Source organism: Flavobacterium sp. JAS (assembly GCF_020991455.1).
Classification (GTDB): Bacteria; Bacteroidota; Bacteroidia; order Flavobacteriales; family Flavobacteriaceae; genus Flavobacterium.
The window spans coordinates 82,781-100,400 of sequence record NZ_JAJMOX010000006.1 but is presented as its reverse complement, the minus strand read 5'-3'; the positions used below and the strand labels follow the sequence as shown (position 1 = coordinate 100,400).

Annotated in this window: 14 protein-coding genes; 5 read left to right on the top strand and 9 right to left on the bottom strand. The window is 33.8% G+C overall.

Going from position 1 to position 17,620, the window contains the following annotated elements; translation table 11 throughout:
* Window positions 1–7 precede the first annotated feature (7 nt).
* The 3 genes from LPB88_RS09965 to LPB88_RS09955 are packed head-to-tail and all read right to left on the bottom strand — an operon-like array spanning window position 8 to window position 5,975.
* Window positions 8–3,097, bottom strand: coding sequence for a TonB-dependent receptor (locus tag LPB88_RS09965; RefSeq protein ID WP_230715110.1), 3,090 nt, complete (start codon window positions 3,095–3,097; stop codon window positions 8–10).
* 47 nt (window positions 3,098–3,144) lie between these two features.
* Entirely contained in the window at window positions 3,145–4,467 is a 1,323-nt protein-coding gene (gene xylA, locus LPB88_RS09960; protein ID WP_230715109.1) for a xylose isomerase, read from the bottom strand.
* Between the two features lie 2 nt (window positions 4,468–4,469).
* Window positions 4,470–5,975, bottom strand: a complete 1,506-nt coding sequence (locus tag LPB88_RS09955) for a xylulokinase (protein WP_370635828.1) — start codon at window positions 5,973–5,975, stop codon at window positions 4,470–4,472.
* A gap of 378 nt (window positions 5,976–6,353) precedes the next feature.
* Between LPB88_RS09955 and LPB88_RS09950 the strand changes: the two genes are divergently transcribed.
* The 3 genes from LPB88_RS09950 to lepA all read left to right on the top strand — a co-directional run bounded on the left by LPB88_RS09950 (window position 6,354) and on the right by lepA (window position 9,765).
* Window positions 6,354–7,070, top strand: a complete 717-nt coding sequence (locus LPB88_RS09950) for an NUDIX domain-containing protein (RefSeq protein ID WP_230715108.1) — start codon at window positions 6,354–6,356, stop codon at window positions 7,068–7,070.
* Window positions 7,070–7,804 (top strand): NUDIX domain-containing protein, encoded by a 735-nt coding sequence (locus LPB88_RS09945; protein ID WP_230715107.1) that lies wholly within the window; start codon window positions 7,070–7,072, stop codon window positions 7,802–7,804. The genes LPB88_RS09950 and LPB88_RS09945 overlap by 1 nt, the downstream gene beginning before the upstream one ends.
* Window positions 7,805–7,968: 164 nt before the next feature.
* Window positions 7,969–9,765: a translation elongation factor 4 gene (gene lepA, locus LPB88_RS09940; RefSeq protein ID WP_230715106.1), complete on the top strand. Its 1,797-nt coding sequence runs from the start codon at window positions 7,969–7,971 to the stop codon at window positions 9,763–9,765.
* 79 nt (window positions 9,766–9,844) lie between these two features.
* Here lepA and LPB88_RS09935 read toward each other — a convergent pair whose 3' ends face one another.
* Complete coding sequence (locus LPB88_RS09935) at window positions 9,845–10,339, bottom strand: hypothetical protein (RefSeq protein WP_230715099.1); 495 nt, start codon at window positions 10,337–10,339, stop codon at window positions 9,845–9,847.
* Window positions 10,340–10,804: 465 nt separating this feature from the next.
* On the opposite strand from LPB88_RS09935, the gene LPB88_RS09930 reads away from it, so the two are divergent.
* Window positions 10,805–11,761, top strand: a complete 957-nt coding sequence (locus LPB88_RS09930; protein ID WP_230715097.1) for a YafY family protein — start codon at window positions 10,805–10,807, stop codon at window positions 11,759–11,761.
* 243 nt (window positions 11,762–12,004) lie between these two features.
* On the opposite strand, the gene LPB88_RS09925 is transcribed toward LPB88_RS09930, so the two are convergent.
* Together LPB88_RS09925 and LPB88_RS09920 are read right to left on the bottom strand one after the other, a co-directional pair.
* The gene (locus LPB88_RS09925) at window positions 12,005–12,502 is read right to left on the bottom strand and encodes a DinB family protein (RefSeq protein WP_230715095.1); all 498 of its coding nucleotides are present in this window, start codon (window positions 12,500–12,502) and stop codon (window positions 12,005–12,007) included.
* A gap of 65 nt (window positions 12,503–12,567) precedes the next feature.
* Window positions 12,568–13,047: a DinB family protein gene (locus tag LPB88_RS09920; protein ID WP_230715093.1), complete on the bottom strand. Its 480-nt coding sequence runs from the start codon at window positions 13,045–13,047 to the stop codon at window positions 12,568–12,570.
* 207 nt (window positions 13,048–13,254) lie between these two features.
* Between LPB88_RS09920 and thiL the strand changes: the two genes are divergently transcribed.
* Entirely contained in the window at window positions 13,255–14,301 is a 1,047-nt protein-coding gene (thiL, locus tag LPB88_RS09915; protein ID WP_230715091.1) for a thiamine-phosphate kinase, read from the top strand.
* Window positions 14,302–14,398: 97 nt separating this feature from the next.
* Here the strand turns inward: thiL and LPB88_RS09910 are convergent, their stop codons facing one another.
* The 3 genes from LPB88_RS09910 to LPB88_RS09900 all read right to left on the bottom strand — a co-directional run bounded on the left by LPB88_RS09910 (window position 14,399) and on the right by LPB88_RS09900 (window position 17,504).
* Window positions 14,399–15,097: a response regulator transcription factor gene (locus LPB88_RS09910; protein WP_230715089.1), complete on the bottom strand. Its 699-nt coding sequence runs from the start codon at window positions 15,095–15,097 to the stop codon at window positions 14,399–14,401.
* Window positions 15,087–17,144, bottom strand: coding sequence for a tetratricopeptide repeat-containing sensor histidine kinase (locus tag LPB88_RS09905; protein ID WP_230715087.1), 2,058 nt, complete (start codon window positions 17,142–17,144; stop codon window positions 15,087–15,089). The genes LPB88_RS09910 and LPB88_RS09905 overlap by 11 nt, the downstream gene beginning before the upstream one ends.
* A gap of 96 nt (window positions 17,145–17,240) precedes the next feature.
* A complete protein-coding gene (locus tag LPB88_RS09900; RefSeq protein ID WP_230715085.1) occupies window positions 17,241–17,504 on the bottom strand; it encodes a hypothetical protein in 264 nt (87 codons plus the stop codon).
* Window positions 17,505–17,620 lie beyond the last annotated feature (116 nt).

Here is a 17,620-nt window from a genome sequence, read left to right as displayed (position 1 = left end):
TCAAAATTTAAAAGTTAACATTTAGTCCCATCATGTATGTTCTTGGCTGTGGATAAAACCCTACGTCAATACCTTTTGCCCAAGTTTGATTACTGTTTCCGAAACCAATTTCCGGATCCATTCCCTGGTATTTTGTAAACGTAAACAAGTTATTAGCCGCTACATACACTCTGAATTTACTGAAGAAGTTTAACTTGTTTGATAATTTAGTCAAATCACATCCAATAGTAGCACTTTTAATTCTGTAGAAATCTGCATTTTGAACATACAAATCAGAGAATCTGGTGTAATTACCATTTGTATCTGCTCCGTAAGTAACCCTTGGAACTCTGTTAGAACTTCCTTCTGTAGTCCATCTGTTTAAAATATCTGTAGTGTTGTTTGTGTAAGCACGAGTTGGGTCGTGAATTCCAAAAACATTTTGACTTCCTGCTACTCCATATGTGTAAATTGAAAGATCAAATGCTTTATATGAAAGATCAAAGTTTAAGCCATACGTAAAATCAGGATTTGGATTTCCAACTTGAGTTTTATCATTTGCATCAATTTTTCCGTCGTTGTTTAAATCCACGAAACGGACGTCACCTGGTACTGCATTTGGCTGTACACCTGCAGCAACTTCAGCAGTATTCTGGAAAATTCCAGCTGTTTTTAATCCGTAGAAATAACCAATAGGCTTGCCTACCTCAACACGGTTCATCTCATCTGTTCCCTGAAACAATAGATTAGAATCTCCATGAATAATTCCTTCGCTGTTGGCAACTCTAATTACTTTATTTTCGTTATGCGAAATATTTCCGTTTATAGAGAAACTCCAGTCTTTTCCAAAATTAGTATGATAAGCAAGTGAAAGCTCCACACCTTTATTTTGAATATCTCCACCATTAATATAAGGAGCTGTTGCACCTGCATAAGTTGGGATAGAGGCAAGAACTAACCAGTCTTTCGTTTTTTTATCGTAATAATCAAATGTTACTGTAAAGTTGCTGAACAAAGTAGCATCAAGACCAAAATCTAATTGTTCTGATGTTTCCCATTTTAAATTACGGTTTGATAATTGATCTGGGCTTGCACCTGTTTGCAATGTTTCGTCGGTAGTACCAAAATGATAGTTCTTATTGTAGGTACTAATTGTTGACATATAAGAGAAGGCAGGAATCTGGTCATTACCATTTTGTCCCCAACTTGCTCTTAGTTTAAGATTTTTTACTACTTTATTCTCCGGAAAGAAAGCCTCTTTGTCAACATTCCAACCTGCAGAAACTGATGGGAAATTTCCGTATCTGTGGGAATCTGCAAAATTTGATGAACCGTCCCTTCTGATGGTTGCTGTAAATAAATATTTGTTATTGTAATCGTACAACAAACGTCCGAAATAGGACTGAATCGCATAATCAGCACGATTTCCTTTTACCGTATTTGATGTTTGATCTGTAGCATTGCTTAAATAAGCATGTGCAAAATCATCAAAAGTTAATTTTTTTCCGGTTCCTTCCATAAAATCTGAAGTATTCTTTTTTGCAGAAGTACCTACTAATACATCAAAATTATGTGCTCCGTTTAATGTTCCTTTATACTGAACCGTGTTTTCAAAAATCCAGCCTAATGATTTAGTCGCATTTTGTGTTACACTCGAAACCGTATTATTGTCGTTTGAAGAAAGTGAATAAACCGGTTTGAATGAACGGTAATTATTATCGCTCATATCAACACCAAAACTTGTTCTGTAAGTAAAGTTTTTTAAGAATTTTAATTCTGCAAAAATATTCCCAACGTAACGGTTTATTTTAGTTTCATTAAAGTTATTGTAGTATAATGACCCTAGCGGATTACTTATATCAGATGAAATAACTGAATGAGCAAAATTTCCGTTTGCATCATAAGCGGCATCAATAGGAGCAGCATTTAAGAAGCTTCTGATACCATTGCTGTAAATTCCCTGATCTGCAACTCCTGAACTTTTAATATTGGCAAACGAGAAATTTTCTCCAATTTTTAAATAATTTTCAATAACTTCTGAAGTTGAGTTTACATTGAAAGTGATACGATTATAATCTGATTGATTGTTAACCCCGCCAATCATTCCTTCTTGTCCGTAATAAGATAGTCCGGTAGAAATTGTAGATTTTTTATCACCACCACTAATTGTAAGAGAGTGATTTTGTTTCATGGCTCCATCATTAAATAAATCCTTTTGCCAATCGTGGTTTGGGAATGTTGCAATTTGCGCTTGTGAATACAATGGTGTTAAACCAGAATTTACACGAGCTTCATTTATAATCGTTGTATATTCCTGAGTATTTAATAAATCTAGTTTTTTAGCGACTTGCTGAAAACCAGTGTAAGTATTAAATGCCACATTCATTTTCCCGTCTTTCCCTTTTTTGGTTGTAACCAAAATAACTCCGTTTGCTGCTCTGGCTCCATAAATAGATCCTGCAGAAGCATCTTTAAGAACGTCAATTCTTTCGATAGAAGACGGATCAAGATATCCAATTCCGTTATCAACCACAACACCATCTACAACATAAAGAGGTGTACTGTTTCCAGCCGTTCCAACTCCACGAATGTTAACTACCATTCCAGCGCCAGGCTGACCTGAAGCCGAAGTAACATTTACACCCGAAGCCTGACCTTGCAATGCATTGACAACATCCAGACTGGCTACATTTTGAATATCCTTTCCGGAAACTAATGAAGTTGCGGCAGTATTTACCTTTTTCTTTTGTGTTCCGTACCCGATAACTACAATTTCTTTAAGTTCGGCAGTTTCGGACTGCATGACAACATTTATCTTTTTTTGAGTTCCAACAGTAATTTTTTGTGTTTTATATCCCATAAAACTAATTACAAGTACATCTCCCGTTTTCGCCTCAATTTTGTATAATCCGTCAAAATCAGTTGCTGTACTTGTTTTTGTTCCCTCTACCAAAACGGTTGCACCCGGAACTCCCATATTATCATCTGCCGATGTTATATTTCCGCTTACATATTTGGATTGCTCCTGAGCAAAACCAGATTGCATTGCAAAGACGCTTAGCAGCAGCGCCATACAAAACGGAAGCATTGTTGTTTTTATACAATATTTGCTTTTCATAATAATTAAGTTTGGTTAAAATTTATAGTTAGTACGTTTAAGTCTAATTAATATGCATTCGAAATAATCTGCTCGAATAATTCCTGTCTTCCACTAAGTGGTTGAGGTTCTCCACTTGCACGGGCAATTTTGCTAAGATCTTCAAGAGATAATTCTCCTTTTTCGAACTTCGCTCCGTTTCCGCCGTCAAATGAACTGTAACGCTGTGTGCGCAATTTTCTATAATCTGTATTTTGTAATATCTGATCTGCGCAGATTAATCCTCTTGCAAAAACATCCATTCCAGCAATGTGCGCAATGAATTTATCTTCTAAATCGATTGAATTTCTTCTCACTTTTGCATCAAAGTTTACACCTCCACCCTGGATTCCTCCACCTTCAAGAATTACTAACATAGCTTGTGTAACTTCCTGAAGATTTATCGGGAATTGATCTGTGTCCCATCCGTTTTGGTAATCTCCACGGTTTGCATCAATGCTTCCTAACATTCCGGCATCAACAGCAACTTGCAATTCGTGCTCAAAAGAATGTCCGGCAAGCGTTGCGTGATTTACTTCAAGGTTTAATTTGAAATCATTTTGAAGTCCGTATTTATTGATGAATCCTAATGAAGTCGCCGCATCGTAATCATATTGATGTTTTGTAGGTTCCATAGGTTTTGGTTCGATCAGGAAGTTTCCTTTAAAACCTTCTTTGCGGGCGTAATCTTTACAAGTATTTAAGAATTTCCCCAAGTGGTCTAACTCTCTTTTCATGTCGGTGTTTAACAAACTCATATAACCTTCACGTCCTCCCCAGAAAACATAATTTTCTCCGCCAAGTGCAATAGTTGCATCGATTGCAATTTTTGCCTGAGCTCCGGCATACGCCAAAACATCAAAGTTTGGGTTGGTTGCAGCACCATTCATATAGCGCGGATTGCTGAATAAGTTTGAAGTTCCCCACAACAATTTAATTCCTGATTCTTGTTGTTTTTGTTTTGCATATTCGACCATAGTCTGAATACGAGTTTCAAATTCTGCCAATGTTGGCGCATCATCTACCACATCAACATCATGAAAACAATAATAAGGCAAACCAAGCTTTGTCATAAATTCAAAAGCGGCGTCCATTTTATCTTTCGCTCTTAAAATAACATTCTCATTTTTATCCCAGGAAAATGTTTCGGTCGAAGCTCCAAACGGATCTCCACCTGTGTTACATAACGTATGCCAGTACGCCATCGAAAAGCGCAAATGCTCTTTTAATGTTTTTCCTGCAACGATACGATTTTCATCATACCATTTAAAAGCTAGTGGGTTATCACTTTCTCTTCCTTCGAATTTTATTGTATCGATGTTTTTAAAATAAGATTGTTTAGTTGTGCTCATTATTATTGTTCTATTTTAATTTGACTTTTCCATTCTTGATATAAATCCTGATATTGACTCGTCAGGATTTTATTAGGTTCTATTCGATCTAAACATTGCAATCCTGCGAAAGCTTCGTCCAGCGAATTGTAATATCCATAACCAAAAGCAGCGCCTCTTGCAGCACCTTCTGCTCCGGATGTATTGTATAATTCTAAAGTTGTTTGTGTTGTATTGGTGAAGATTTCTCTAAAAACCGGACTCAAGAACAGGTTTGAATTTCCTGCTCTAACGACCGTTCCGGAAACTCCAACTTCTTTCATCACATCAAAACCATAATTCATGGCAAACACAATTCCTTCGCAGGCCGCGCGTACTAAATGTGACGGTTGATGAATATTGAAGTTTAAATTCTGAATTCCTGATGTCGCATTTTTGTTATTGAAAATACGTTCAACACCATTCCCGAAAGGGTAAAAACGAAGTCCGTTACTTCCTGCTTCTACTTTTGCAGCTTCGGCGTTTAATTTTTCGTAAGCAATTAAATCCGTTCTGCCAACTGACATGATTTTGCGCAACCATTGGTATAAAATTCCAGAACCATTAATGCACAACATTACTCCGTTGCGTTTTTCAGCTTCGGTATTATTTACATGTAAAAAAGTATTTATTCTGTTTTGTTTGTCGTAAACATCCTCATCGCTTACGGCATATACTACTGCCGAAGTTCCGGCTGTTGTAGCAATTTCTCCAGGTTTCAAAACATTCAATGACAATGCATTGTTGGGCTGATCTCCTGCTCTGTAAGTTATTTTTGCATCAGGATTTAATCCTAATTCTTGTGCAATTTCGGAGTGAATTGTAGCTTGAATTCCAAAATTTGAAACGATTTCCGGAACGATATCAGATGATAATCCCATTTGAGAAAGGATTTCTGTTGCCAGTTTTCCTTCTGAAAAGTTCCAAAGTGCCGCTTCTGATAAACCTGAAGTACTAATTTGAGCTACTTTTGATAATTTCGCAGCAATAAAATCACCTGGAAGCATCATATATTTTGCTTTCGCGAAAACTTCGGGCTGATTGTCTTTTACCCATTTTAGTTTTGAAGCCGTGAAGTTTCCCGGACTTCCTAAAATTTGCTGCTGACAATTCACGGTGCCCATTTTAGTATAAATTTCATCTCCAATAATGGCCGCACGACTATCGCACCAAATAATTGAAGAACGAACGGGATTTAAATTTTCATCGGTTAAAACCAAACCATGCATTTGGTACGCAATTCCAATTCCGGCAATTTTCTTTAAATCAATAGTAGATTTTGAGTCCAATTGTTTGATTCCGTCTTTAACAAATTGCCACCAGGATTCCGGATCTTGTTCTGCCCAGCCAAATTTTGGAGCAACAATTGGCATTTCAAAATCAGGAACACTAATTGCTCCAATAGTTGTCCCTTTCTCCGAATCAAATACGGATAATTTTATTGAAGAGCTTCCTAAATCAATTCCTAAAAAAAGCATTTGCGGTATCATTAAGTTAATTGTAGATTTGTCCCTTTTAAACTTATAGTCAAACTGAACTTATCTTATGGTTATTTTGACTACAAGTGTAAAACATTTTTTCTATATTAACAAAATATTAGGTTTATTTTTTTTCAATTCTGATTATAAAGTCTTGATTTTTATGAATACATCAAAAAAAGAGCTTAAACGGAATAAAAAAGTATTAAAAAAATAACGTTTTAGCAATTTGATAGTCAGTCATTTAAGGATAATTATTTTGAAATAGCTTTTTTTACGATATCACAAACAACTGATTGTCAGAAAATTATTTCGTTAAGAAAAATATAAATCTTACAACACGACAACTATTCATTTTATTTATTTAATTTGTCAAAATTTAGATAGCATATGGTTAAAAATGTAGCCGACGATTCTGCTTTAAAAAGCGAGCAAACCGCAATGAATGCGATCACAATTGACTGTGTGATATTTGGATTTGATAAAGGAAGCCTGGAAGTGCTTCTGGTACAACACGGAGAAGGAATTAGTAAAGGAAAATGGGGTCTTCCGGGAGGATGGATCTACAAAAAAGAAAGTACTGATAATGCCGCACACCGTTTATTGAACGAACTTACAGGTCTTGATAATATTTACTTAGAACAATTGAAAGCGTTTGGAGATCCCGATCGTTTCCCGCTTCGACGCGTTATTACGATTGGTTATTATGCCCTAGTAAAACGTGAAGACTATAATATTAAAGCTGGTTTTACGGCTTCGGACGCTAAATGGTATAAGATCAATACTATTCCCGATTTGATTTATGACCATAACGAAATTTTAGCCTATAGTTTAAAACATCTTCAAAACAGAGTACGTCAGGCGCCGCTTGGATTCAATCTTTTGCCTGAAAAATTTACTTTATTGCAATTGATGCATTTATATGAAGAGATTTTAGGAATCGAAATGGACAAATCTAATTTCCGCCGAAAAATTCTGCACATGAAATTATTAGTCGCATTAGACGAAAAACAGCAAGATGTCTCGCATAGAGCAGCCAAATTGTATAAATTTGATCCGGCAATTTATAAGAAATTGACTGAAAAAGGATTTAATTTTGAATTTTAATGACATTTTTACCTTCTAAAAATACTTCGGAAGCTTCTACCAATATCGCTGCAAAAACAAAATCAGTTGTAGAAGGCATTTCTATTGACTGCGTTATTTTTTCCTTTGATAAAAAAAATCTTGAGGTTCTTTTAGTACAACATGCGATAGGACAAAGTATAGGAAAATGGGGACTTCTTGGCGGTGATCTCGAACTGGAAGAAAGTATTGACAATGCCGCACTTCGAATATTGCATGAACTCACGAGTCTTGATAACATTTATTTAGAACAGCTAAAAGCATTTACAGATCCTGATCGTGTAAGCAATGCGAGAGTTATAACTGTTGGTTATTATACACTTGTTAACCGTGAGGATTATAATATTAAGGCCAGCGAAACAGTAATTGAAGCGAAATGGTTTAAAATTAATGAGATTCCTGATTTAATATTTGACCATAACGAAATTCTCGAATTTAGTTTGATGCAATTGCGCAATCGGGTTCGTCAGGCCCCTATTGGTTTTAACCTTTTACCTGAAAAATTTACCTTGTTGCAATTAATGCATTTGTATGAAGAAATACAAGGAATCGAGTTGGATAAATCAAATTTTCGCAGAAAAATTCTCCACATGAAATTACTGGTTGCCTTAGAAGAAAAGCAACAGGATGTTTCGCATAGAGCCGCCAAATTATATAAATTTGATGAAGCGATTTACAAAAAATTGACAGAAAAAGGATTTAATTTTGAATTTTAAGGTATAATTTGAATTTCAATTTCCAACTATCCAGCAACTACATTCCAGAATCCAAAACTTTGCGCTATCTTTGCGCCTTAATAACATGCTCTAAGGCAATTGCTCTAGCGCAAATTTATACCCTGAAATTACTTAAAACTCGTTTAGAGAATTGACATATTAAAATGAAGAAGATACGTAACTTTTGCATTATTGCACACATTGACCACGGTAAAAGTACACTGGCAGACCGATTATTGGGCGCTACACAAACCGTTACAGCTCGTGAAGAAAAAGCACAATTGCTTGACAACATGGACCTGGAGCGCGAGCGTGGAATCACCATTAAGAGTCATGCCATTCAAATGGAATATACTTATAAAGGCGAGGAATATATCTTAAACTTAATTGATACTCCTGGTCATGTTGACTTTTCATACGAAGTTTCTCGTTCGATTGCTGCCTGCGAAGGTGCTCTTTTGATTGTTGATGCTGCACAAAGTATTCAGGCACAAACGATTTCTAACTTATATCTTGCTTTAGAGAATGATCTGGAAATTATTCCGGTTTTGAATAAAGTAGATTTACCAAGTGCTAATCCTGAAGAAGTTAGTGATGATATTATTGATTTATTAGGATGTAAATTGGAAGATATTATTCATGCTTCAGGGAAAACAGGTTTTGGTGTTGAGAATATCTTAGCTGCCATTATCGAAAAAATCCCACCTCCATCAGGAAATGTTGATGAGCCATTACAGGCTTTGATTTTCGATTCACATTACAATCCGTTTCGTGGAATTGAGGTTATTTTCCGTGTGAAAAACGGAGAAATTAGAAAAGGGCAAAAAATTAAATTCATGGCCACTGGTAATGAATATTTTGCCGATGAAATTGGAACTTTAAAATTAAATCAGGTTCCTAAAAATGTTATTTCTGCAGGTGATGTTGGTTATTTGATTTCTGGAATTAAAGAAGCTAAAGATGTAAAAGTTGGAGATACTCTAACGGATGCTAAAACGCCTACTACCAATATGATTACTGGTTTTGAGGATGTAAAACCAATGGTATTTGCCGGAATTTATCCTGTTGATACAGAAGATTATGAAGATTTGCGTTCTTCTATGGAGAAATTGCAATTGAATGATGCTTCGTTAGTTTTTACTCCTGAAAGTTCTGCAGCTTTAGGATTTGGTTTCCGTTGCGGATTCTTAGGAATGCTTCACATGGAAATTATCCAGGAACGTTTAGAGCGTGAGTTTGATATGACTGTAATTACTACAGTACCTAACGTTTCGTATTTGGCTTATACCAAAAAAGATCCGGAAACTCCATTTGTTGTAAACAATCCTTCTGACTTGCCTGAACCTTCTCGTTTAGACAGAGTTGAAGAACCATATATTAAAGCTACAATTATTACAAAAGCTGATTTCGTAGGAAACGTAATGAGTCTTTGTATCGAAAAACGTGGTGTAATTACCAATCAAACATATTTGACAACTGAAAGAGTTGAATTGAATTTTGATATGCCGTTGGCAGAGATTGTATTCGATTTCTACGATCGTCTTAAAACGGTTTCTAAAGGTTATGCTTCTTTCGATTACTCTCCGATAGGAATGAGAACTTCGAAATTAGTAAAACTGGATGTTCTTTTGAATGCTCAAACGGTTGATGCACTTTCGGCATTGATTCACGAGGATAACGCTTATAACATCGGTAAAAAAATGACCGAGAAATTACGCGAATTGATCCCGAGACAACAATTCGACATTCCGATTCAAGCTGCAATTGGAGCTAAAATTATTGCTCGTGAAACTATTAAAGCGCTTCGTAAAGACGTTACCGCAAAATGTTATGGTGGAGATATTTCGCGTAAGCGTAAACTTCTTGAAAAACAGAAAAAAGGTAAAAAACGCATGCGTCAGGTAGGAAACGTTGAGATTCCGCAAGAAGCATTTATGGCTGTTTTAAAGCTTAACGATTAGATTTATTTTAGAAGAAAGAATATAGATAATAGAATATAGATTAAACCCGATAACTTTCGTTATCGGTTTTTTTTTATTTTTATGCTGATGGTTTGGTAAAAGACCAGCCAGCCAAAACGAGATCATGAATAACTTGATTTGTTTCAGCACCATCTTTCATTGTATAGATTCCATAGTTATTTGTGTAAGTTTCAGTCAATTTTGGAGCAATCAAAACTGCGCCAATAAAAATTCCGAAAAGCCCAAAAACAATTGAGAAAGGATTAAAACCGAAAAATAAGTAAATTATAAAAATTAAAACAAATGCAGATATTCCCAAACTAACCCAATTTGCTTTGCTTTGTGTTGAAATATGAACTTGTTTACAAGATGAGCATCGTGGTACTCCAATTGTGATTGCTGAATATTTTACAGATCTGTAAACAATAAGATTTGTTCTGTCATTAGTTGCATAAAGAGCTACAAAACAACAATCATTCAAGCTTTCCATTTTTTCTTCTCTACAATAAGTACATTCTTTTTCAAGAGGTTCAAATCTCTTTTCGTATTCATTGAAAGTGTAGTTATCAATCATATAATTACTTTAAAACTTAATAAATAGTATTTGTATTACTTTTCAAAAGTACCTTTTCCTATTTTAATAATTAAAAAAATATTTTAAAAATATCAAAAACTGTATCTTTTGAATTTCCACAAAAAACTTAGAACCTCAGCAACTCAAACCCTCATATTATTGTTTTTTTTGTTTTTTATTATGTTCATTCTTTGTCGACGTAGATTACATAAACGCACTGCTGTGCGTCTCTACGATCACAGATTGTGTATTGTTATTGTGCGTAATCTATATGCGAATCATATTGTAGAGGCGCACAGCAGTGCGTCTCACGCAAAGTATTTCGACAAAGAATTGACAATTGTGAAGATATAAATTGAGGATAATTTTTAACCCATAAATCTGTCCTAATTTGGAACAGCTTTTTTATTTCTTTAAACTCTGAACCTTTGTATCTTTGAATCTCTGCACCTATAAAAGAAAAAAATGGACGAATCTCCAAAACGTTTTGACCGCATTGTCGCAATTCTGATTCAATTACAATCTAAAAAAATTGTAAAAGCACAAGAATTGGCTGATCGTTTTGACTGTAGTTTGAGAACGATTTATCGCGATATCCGAACCTTGGAAGCATCGGGAGTTCCTATTTATAGTGAGGCCGGAGTTGGTTATGCCTTAATGGATGGTTATCGATTACCTCCTGTTATGTTCACGCGCGAAGAAGTAAGCAGCTTTATAGCGGCCGAAAAACTAATGCAAAAGTTCACAGATCCTTCTCTTGGAGCACATTATACTTCGGCAATGTATAAATTGAAGTCGGTTTTGAGAGGTACTGATAAAGATTGGCTTTCGAATATTGAATCTAAGATTTTAATGCAATCTCAGGAACCTTTATTTCACGATAGTTCACCAAATACATTGGCAGTTTTATTTGAAAGTATTGCAGAGAAAAAACAGATTCTTCTATCGTACAAAACCATCGAAGCACAAGAAGTTAGCAAAAGAAACATTGAACCTGTTGGTGTTTTTCACGATCACAATAACTGGTATTTTCTGGGTTATTGTCATTTACGAAAAGATTACAGACAATTTAGAACAGACAGGATTCAGGGAATTCAGAAAACAGATTTAACATTCACAATTGAACATGATTCGTTGGAAACCTATTTGGTTAAATCAGAAACTATTCCAACAACTAAGGTTAGAATTCTGGTTTCGAAAAAAATTCTTAATCATCTTCGACATGAGCAAAAATATCACGGCTATGTTTCTGAAAGAGAAGTTGATGGTCAGATCGAAATGACCTTTATGTCGCGTAATGTTCATGAGCACTTTTCGCGCTGGCTTTTGATGTTTGGTGATTATGCTACAATTCTGGAACCCGAAAGTCTTAAAACCAGAGTCTTGGAACTAATTGAAGCGTACAAAAAAAGATTATCATAAATCCGTTGGGTATAAATATTTTAACACATAGAAACATAGTGTTTTGGCTCTTAAAAAAGACATTTCATTTGTTTAAATTCACATAGCTATGTGTGCAAATCTAGATTTGTTTCATATTCTTTTTTTACTCATTTTACATTCTATGTTTCTATGTGTTAAATATTTTTTTATGAGTTACACTCAACAGATTATTATAAAAAAACTCCTAAAGACAACGTTCATCTTTAGGAGTTTTTCAATTTATTATTGTGCTTTTACTACATTATAAAAATTGTAATCTGTATTAGAAGCATCTGTAATACCATTATTTCTTCCAATGGTCACAATTTGTCCTCTGTGATAAGTACCATGATTTACTACTTGTAATAAGTAATCTGAAACCGGTAACTCACATTGAAACCAGGGATTTTCGATTTTAATGGCTTTATATAGTTGTTCGTCTGATAATGATGATATAAACTCGGATAATTTAGCCGATGTATTTAACAAACCTTCAAATATTTCATTCTTATCTAAATCAACATTCTCTTTCCTTTCGGGCAAAGCAGTTTCGGCTATTATTGACAACCAATATTGCTCTGTTTCCCAAATATGATTAAGCGTTTTAATAATGCTCGAATAACTCGAAGCAACTTCTTTATGCAACAACTCGTCTGATTTTGGCGTTAGCCAATTCACAAATTGTTGATTTACCCATAAATTGTAGGCAGCATAATTTGCCATTATTTTTTTTAAACTCATAACATTTGATTTATATATACTTGAATGAATTGATTTGGTTCATTAAAAACATCTTGATTATTATTCTATCTCTCCCAGAAAAAAGGAGGTTCAATTTCTAAAGCTCTTAGATATACATATCCTTGTCCGCGGTGATGAACTTCATTATCAATAAAATAAAACACATTATGAATTATAGGGAATTCATATTGACCAAATAAATTAAAGGTTTCGCCGAAATCTTCAACCGATAATTGTTGCCAATATTTATCAATTTCTGCTGTTGATTCGTCCCATTTTTCAAGATATTGTGCTTTAAAAATCAACTTTTCAGTTCCTTCTGTATAAGGTTTACTGTCTCTGTTTACAATTCCTTTTAAGGCTGGAGCTGCAATAGCTAAAAGCTCATCTACTAATTTAGAAAAAGGTCTCATTCCTCCGATCGAAAATTCGAAAAAATCTTTTTCAGGAAAAGCTTCAATCACACGACGTGTTAGGGCGCGGTGACCTTGCCAATGTTTCAACAAATCTTCAGGAGTAATTACTTGTGCTGCTAATGTTTTCATAGTTTTAAAGTTTTATATTTTTTAATACTTCAAAATTATTAAGGGTCGGTGACAACAGTTTGTCAGTAGGAAATAAAAAAATAAAATATTTTTTATTTCCTACTGTAGAGGCGCACGACGGCGCATCTCCGCATGTCTATCCGTCAATAAAATTACGAAATTAAAATTTGTACCTTTGCGGCTTAAAAACATTGGAACTTAGAAAAAATGATCGAAGATAAAAATCCGCAACGTACCAGTATAGCGCAATTAGGCGAGTTTGGCTTAATTGAACATTTAACCAAAAATTTTGATGTTACTCAGGAATCTACTTTAAAAAGTATAGGAGATGATGCCGCAGTTCTTGATTTTAAGGATAAAAAAGTAGTTGTTTCTACTGATTTATTAATTGAAGGTGTGCATTTTGATTTGGCTTACATGCCATTAAAACACTTAGGATATAAAGCAGTTGTTGTAAATGTGTCTGATATTTGTGCAATGAATGCCAAACCAACGCAAATAACGGTTTCTGTAGCCGTTTCTAACCGTTTCCCGTTAGAAGCACTGGAAGAATTATTTGAAGGGATTACACACGCTGCAAAAGAATATAAAGTTGATGTAATTGGTGGCGATACTACCTCATCTCAAAAAGGATTAATTATTAGCATTACTGCAATTGGTGAAGCTAATGAAGAAGAGATTGTTTACCGAAATGGTGCAAAACAAACCGATTTACTTGTCGTAACCGGTGATATTGGCGCAGCCTACATGGGATTACAGGTTTTAGAACGCGAAAAACAAGTTTTTCAGGTAAATCCAAACAGTCAGCCTGATCTTGATATGTACAGTTATTTGATCGAGCGTCAGTTAAAACCTGAGGCAAGAAAAGATGTACGTACTTTATTGCATGCGCTGGAAATTAAGCCTACTTCTATGATCGACATTTCAGACGGATTATCTTCTGAAATTATTCATTTATGCAAACAATCAAAAGTGGGTTGTAATTTATATGAAGATAAACTTCCGTTAGATCCACAATTTATTTCTACTTGTGAAGAGTTTAATATCGATAGTACAACTGTGGCAATTAATGGTGGTGAAGATTATGAATTGCTTTTTACCATTGACATTAATGATTTTGATAAAATAAAAGGAAATCCAAACTTCTCTATTATTGGCCACATGGCAGACGAAAGCGAAGGAATAAATCTGGTTACACGTGCAAACACTCAAATTCCGTTGAAAGCCCGTGGTTGGGATGCATTGTCTGAATAACCTTTTGTACAAATTCCAAAAATAAAAAAATTCCAAATCCCAATTATGCAAGTCATACTATTGGAATTTGGAATTTTTTTATTTTTGGAATTTTCTTTTAAAAGAGCCCTTTACTTTTAGCTTCTTTTACCAACTCATCATCTGAACCAGTTTTTATTTTAAGCAATTCTTTGAGATTGATTTTTCGTTTTTCGATAGCATTTAAAGAAATTGGAATATATTGTGGCATTGCATGATGCTCTGTTCCTTTAGACAAATGAAATAAAATTTGCTTGTCGAACTGGTCGATTTCTATAGAATTATGTGCCGATTGATTGACCATTTTTACTACAGACTGACTGTAATATTTATCGTTTTTCATTACTTTATCAAACGCGAAAAGCAATTCATCAAACGTAAGGTCATTTTTTATAATCAACCCATTTGGGCTTATTGTCCTGATAATTGTTTTGATCTTCAGTAATTCTGTGTACATCGTTAGCAATATGATCTTGCAGTTAGGCATTTTCTTTAAGATCAATTTTGCTAAATCTTCGCCGGAAAAAATATCTTTTTCTTCATAAGAAGGCATACTTATGTCTAAAAAAGCAACATCAAAATTTGGGGTTTCGACGTTTTCTAATAAATCATAAGCCGATTTACAATCATGAGCCTGCGAGATAAGGAACTCATATTCTTTAGGATTGTATCGTGTAATAGCGTTTTTATATCCTTCAATAATAAAAGGATGATCATCGACTATTAAAATATTTCGCCTGGCAACTTGCGAAAATGGGGCTGTTAGGTCAACTGTCATTTTTCTGTAGGTTAATTTTTTGATCAATTGGGACTTTAATAATGAGAACTGTTCCTTCTCCTTTGGCAGATTTTATCGTAACTGTACCCTTACATTCTGCTGCTCTATATTGAATATTATGCAATCCTATTCCGTTCTTGGTTCTTTTGGAATTAAAACCAACTCCATCATCAGAAATCGAAAGAATCAAATGATTTATCTCGCTCTTAAACACTACTTCAATTGTACTTGCTTTTGCATATTTATTACAATTTTGAAGCGCTTCCTGAATAATTCGATACAAATTGATCTTGACCATGTTACTTACTAATTCCCATTTGATATGAGAATCAAAAGAAGTAGCCAATTTAGAAATATATGTGTTTTGTTGATTTTCAAACAATTTGTTTAAAATTGCAACAAAATTATTAATTAATTCTGATTTTTCCCGATTTAAATCATGCGAAATTTCACGTATATCTTCCTCAATATGTTTAAGTTCAGCTAAATACTTCTTTCTTTTGGGCGCCGCATGAGCTTCATCTAATTTATCTAAACTGTCTAAACTGATTCTAACGCCAAACATTCTGCCCAAAACACCGTCATGTAATTCCTGAGCTACTTTTTTCTTTTCTTTGATACGAGTCATCTCAATATCATTTTGCTGCGAAATCATCAAATTATAAATATCTTCATTTGCGATTTGCTGCTGCTGCTTAAAAAGTAACTCTCTATTTCTGGCTTGTTGTGTTTTGTAAACATAGAAAAATAAACCCAATAAAGTACAAATACTAAAGACATAAACTAAAGTCTTGTTTTTCTCTTGTAAATTTGAGTTTTCATCTTTTATTTCGTTGGTTTCATACTCAATACGGGAGAATTTTTCTCCCATTTTGCGTTCTGCTTTTAATAATTTTTCATTAATTGCTATATATTCTTTTGAATATTTAGAAGCATTTTTAGGATCTACGATTGCAATTTGTTTAAGAGCATCTATCGTATTTCCTAATTTATTTGAAATTCGAGATAAGTTCAAAGCTTGTTTCGAAAATTGAAATGCTCTTAAAGTATCATTTTTAGAGACATAATATTCAGATAAATGTATTTTATTTAATATAATTCCAGATGTGAGTTTTAAACTATCTCTAATTTTTAACGCATCATAAAATTGTTTAGGAAGCCCATCCGATTCTTTAGATTTAAACTTGGAATATGCTAAATTATCTAACAACATAGCATATAAAGTAGGGTCATCTTTTAAAAGTTCTTTTTGCTTTAGACCTTTTCGAAAATATGTCTTTGCTTTGTCGTAATTAAGCATGCTTAAATAAACAAACCCTATATTATTCAATGAACTTGCTTTTAATTGAAATCCGTCTGGAATAGATTTACCATCGAGTGTATTTAGAGCATTATTGTGAAATTCCAGAGCTTTATTATACTCTTCTCGTTCATTGAATAATATCCCTAAAAGGTTATAGCAATCATAAAGTTGACTATTAACATCTTTCTGTTGTTTCAAAAGTCTCAAGGCTTTAAAAACTGTTATTTCGCTTTCAAAAAGATCACCTTCATTAAATTGCAAATCTGCCTTACTTAAAAAAGTTTTGGCAAGGTTAAATTTATCATGAATTCGAACATAAATCTTTTCTGCATTAAAATAACTCATAAAAGCACTATCTGAAACAACTTGAGAACGATAATAATCTCCCAAATAAGTATAAGCTTTTGCAATATGAACAGAATCCTTACTTTTAACAGATCTTTCTAAAATAAGTTTTGTAGTATTTTCATAAGCCTTCCAGTCACTCATATTATAATATCGATTGGCAATTTTAAACAAATTAACCTTATTTAGCGAATCATCTGTTTGAGTTATAATTATTGCGAGTGCTTTTTTATTGTATTTCTGCTTTAAGTTAAGCGGTAAATTATCATCATTTGCCAATGAAAGAAATGTAGGCAAACTGTCCTTAGGTAAAATAATATTTTTATCGTCATGGCTTTTTTTGGTACAAGCAAAAAAAGTCATTAAAAAAAAGAATAATATAGCGTAATTATTTTTCAATAGTAATTTTGAATTTTATCAAAAATACTAAAACTATATATAAAAAAATAGGCTGTCAAAAATTTGACAGCCTATTTTTTTATATTAACTTATTTATTAGTCTATTTTTTTGTCAGTTCTCATAGATTGACTTACAGCATCAAAACCTTTTACCTGATTATAACTTAAATCAGATTCGTTTGATTTTCTATACTCATCAGTCTTTCTTCTGTCATTTCCTCTTTGCGAACCTGTACCATCTGTACCGATCATTATATCAATATTTCCTGCAATTGATTTATTTGTTTTCTCTGGAGTTGCAAATGAAGTTGCTACCATTATTGAAGAAAATAATCCGATTGTTAAAGCTGCCTTTTTCATGATTTCGAGGTTTTAAGTGTTTTATTTATTGTTTTGGAGAATCATCGCTGGGACGCGAATCATGGTGTAAAACTAACACTACAAACGAAAAAACCTACAGGAAAAAACCGGTTTAT

Bases quoted from the DNA above. Each gene is read 5' to 3' on its own strand.
- LPB88_RS09965 (WP_230715110.1), bottom strand. From the start codon at position 3,097: ATGAAAAGCAAATATTGTATAAAAACAACAATGCTTCCGTTTTGTATG.
- xylA (WP_230715109.1), bottom strand. From the start codon at position 4,467: ATGAGCACAACTAAACAATCTTATTTTAAAAACATCGATACAATAAAA.
- LPB88_RS09955 (WP_370635828.1), bottom strand. From the start codon at position 5,975: ATGATACCGCAAATGCTTTTTTTAGGAATTGATTTAGGAAGCTCTTCA.
- LPB88_RS09950 (WP_230715108.1), top strand. From the start codon at position 6,354: ATGGTTAAAAATGTAGCCGACGATTCTGCTTTAAAAAGCGAGCAAACC.
- LPB88_RS09945 (WP_230715107.1), top strand. From the start codon at position 7,070: ATGACATTTTTACCTTCTAAAAATACTTCGGAAGCTTCTACCAATATC.
- lepA (WP_230715106.1), top strand. From the start codon at position 7,969: ATGAAGAAGATACGTAACTTTTGCATTATTGCACACATTGACCACGGT.
- LPB88_RS09935 (WP_230715099.1), bottom strand. From the start codon at position 10,339: ATGATTGATAACTACACTTTCAATGAATACGAAAAGAGATTTGAACCT.
- LPB88_RS09930 (WP_230715097.1), top strand. From the start codon at position 10,805: ATGGACGAATCTCCAAAACGTTTTGACCGCATTGTCGCAATTCTGATT.
- LPB88_RS09925 (WP_230715095.1), bottom strand. From the start codon at position 12,502: ATGAGTTTAAAAAAAATAATGGCAAATTATGCTGCCTACAATTTATGG.
- LPB88_RS09920 (WP_230715093.1), bottom strand. From the start codon at position 13,047: ATGAAAACATTAGCAGCACAAGTAATTACTCCTGAAGATTTGTTGAAA.
- thiL (WP_230715091.1), top strand. From the start codon at position 13,255: ATGATCGAAGATAAAAATCCGCAACGTACCAGTATAGCGCAATTAGGC.
- LPB88_RS09910 (WP_230715089.1), bottom strand. From the start codon at position 15,097: ATGACAGTTGACCTAACAGCCCCATTTTCGCAAGTTGCCAGGCGAAAT.
- LPB88_RS09900 (WP_230715085.1), bottom strand. From the start codon at position 17,504: ATGAAAAAGGCAGCTTTAACAATCGGATTATTTTCTTCAATAATGGTA.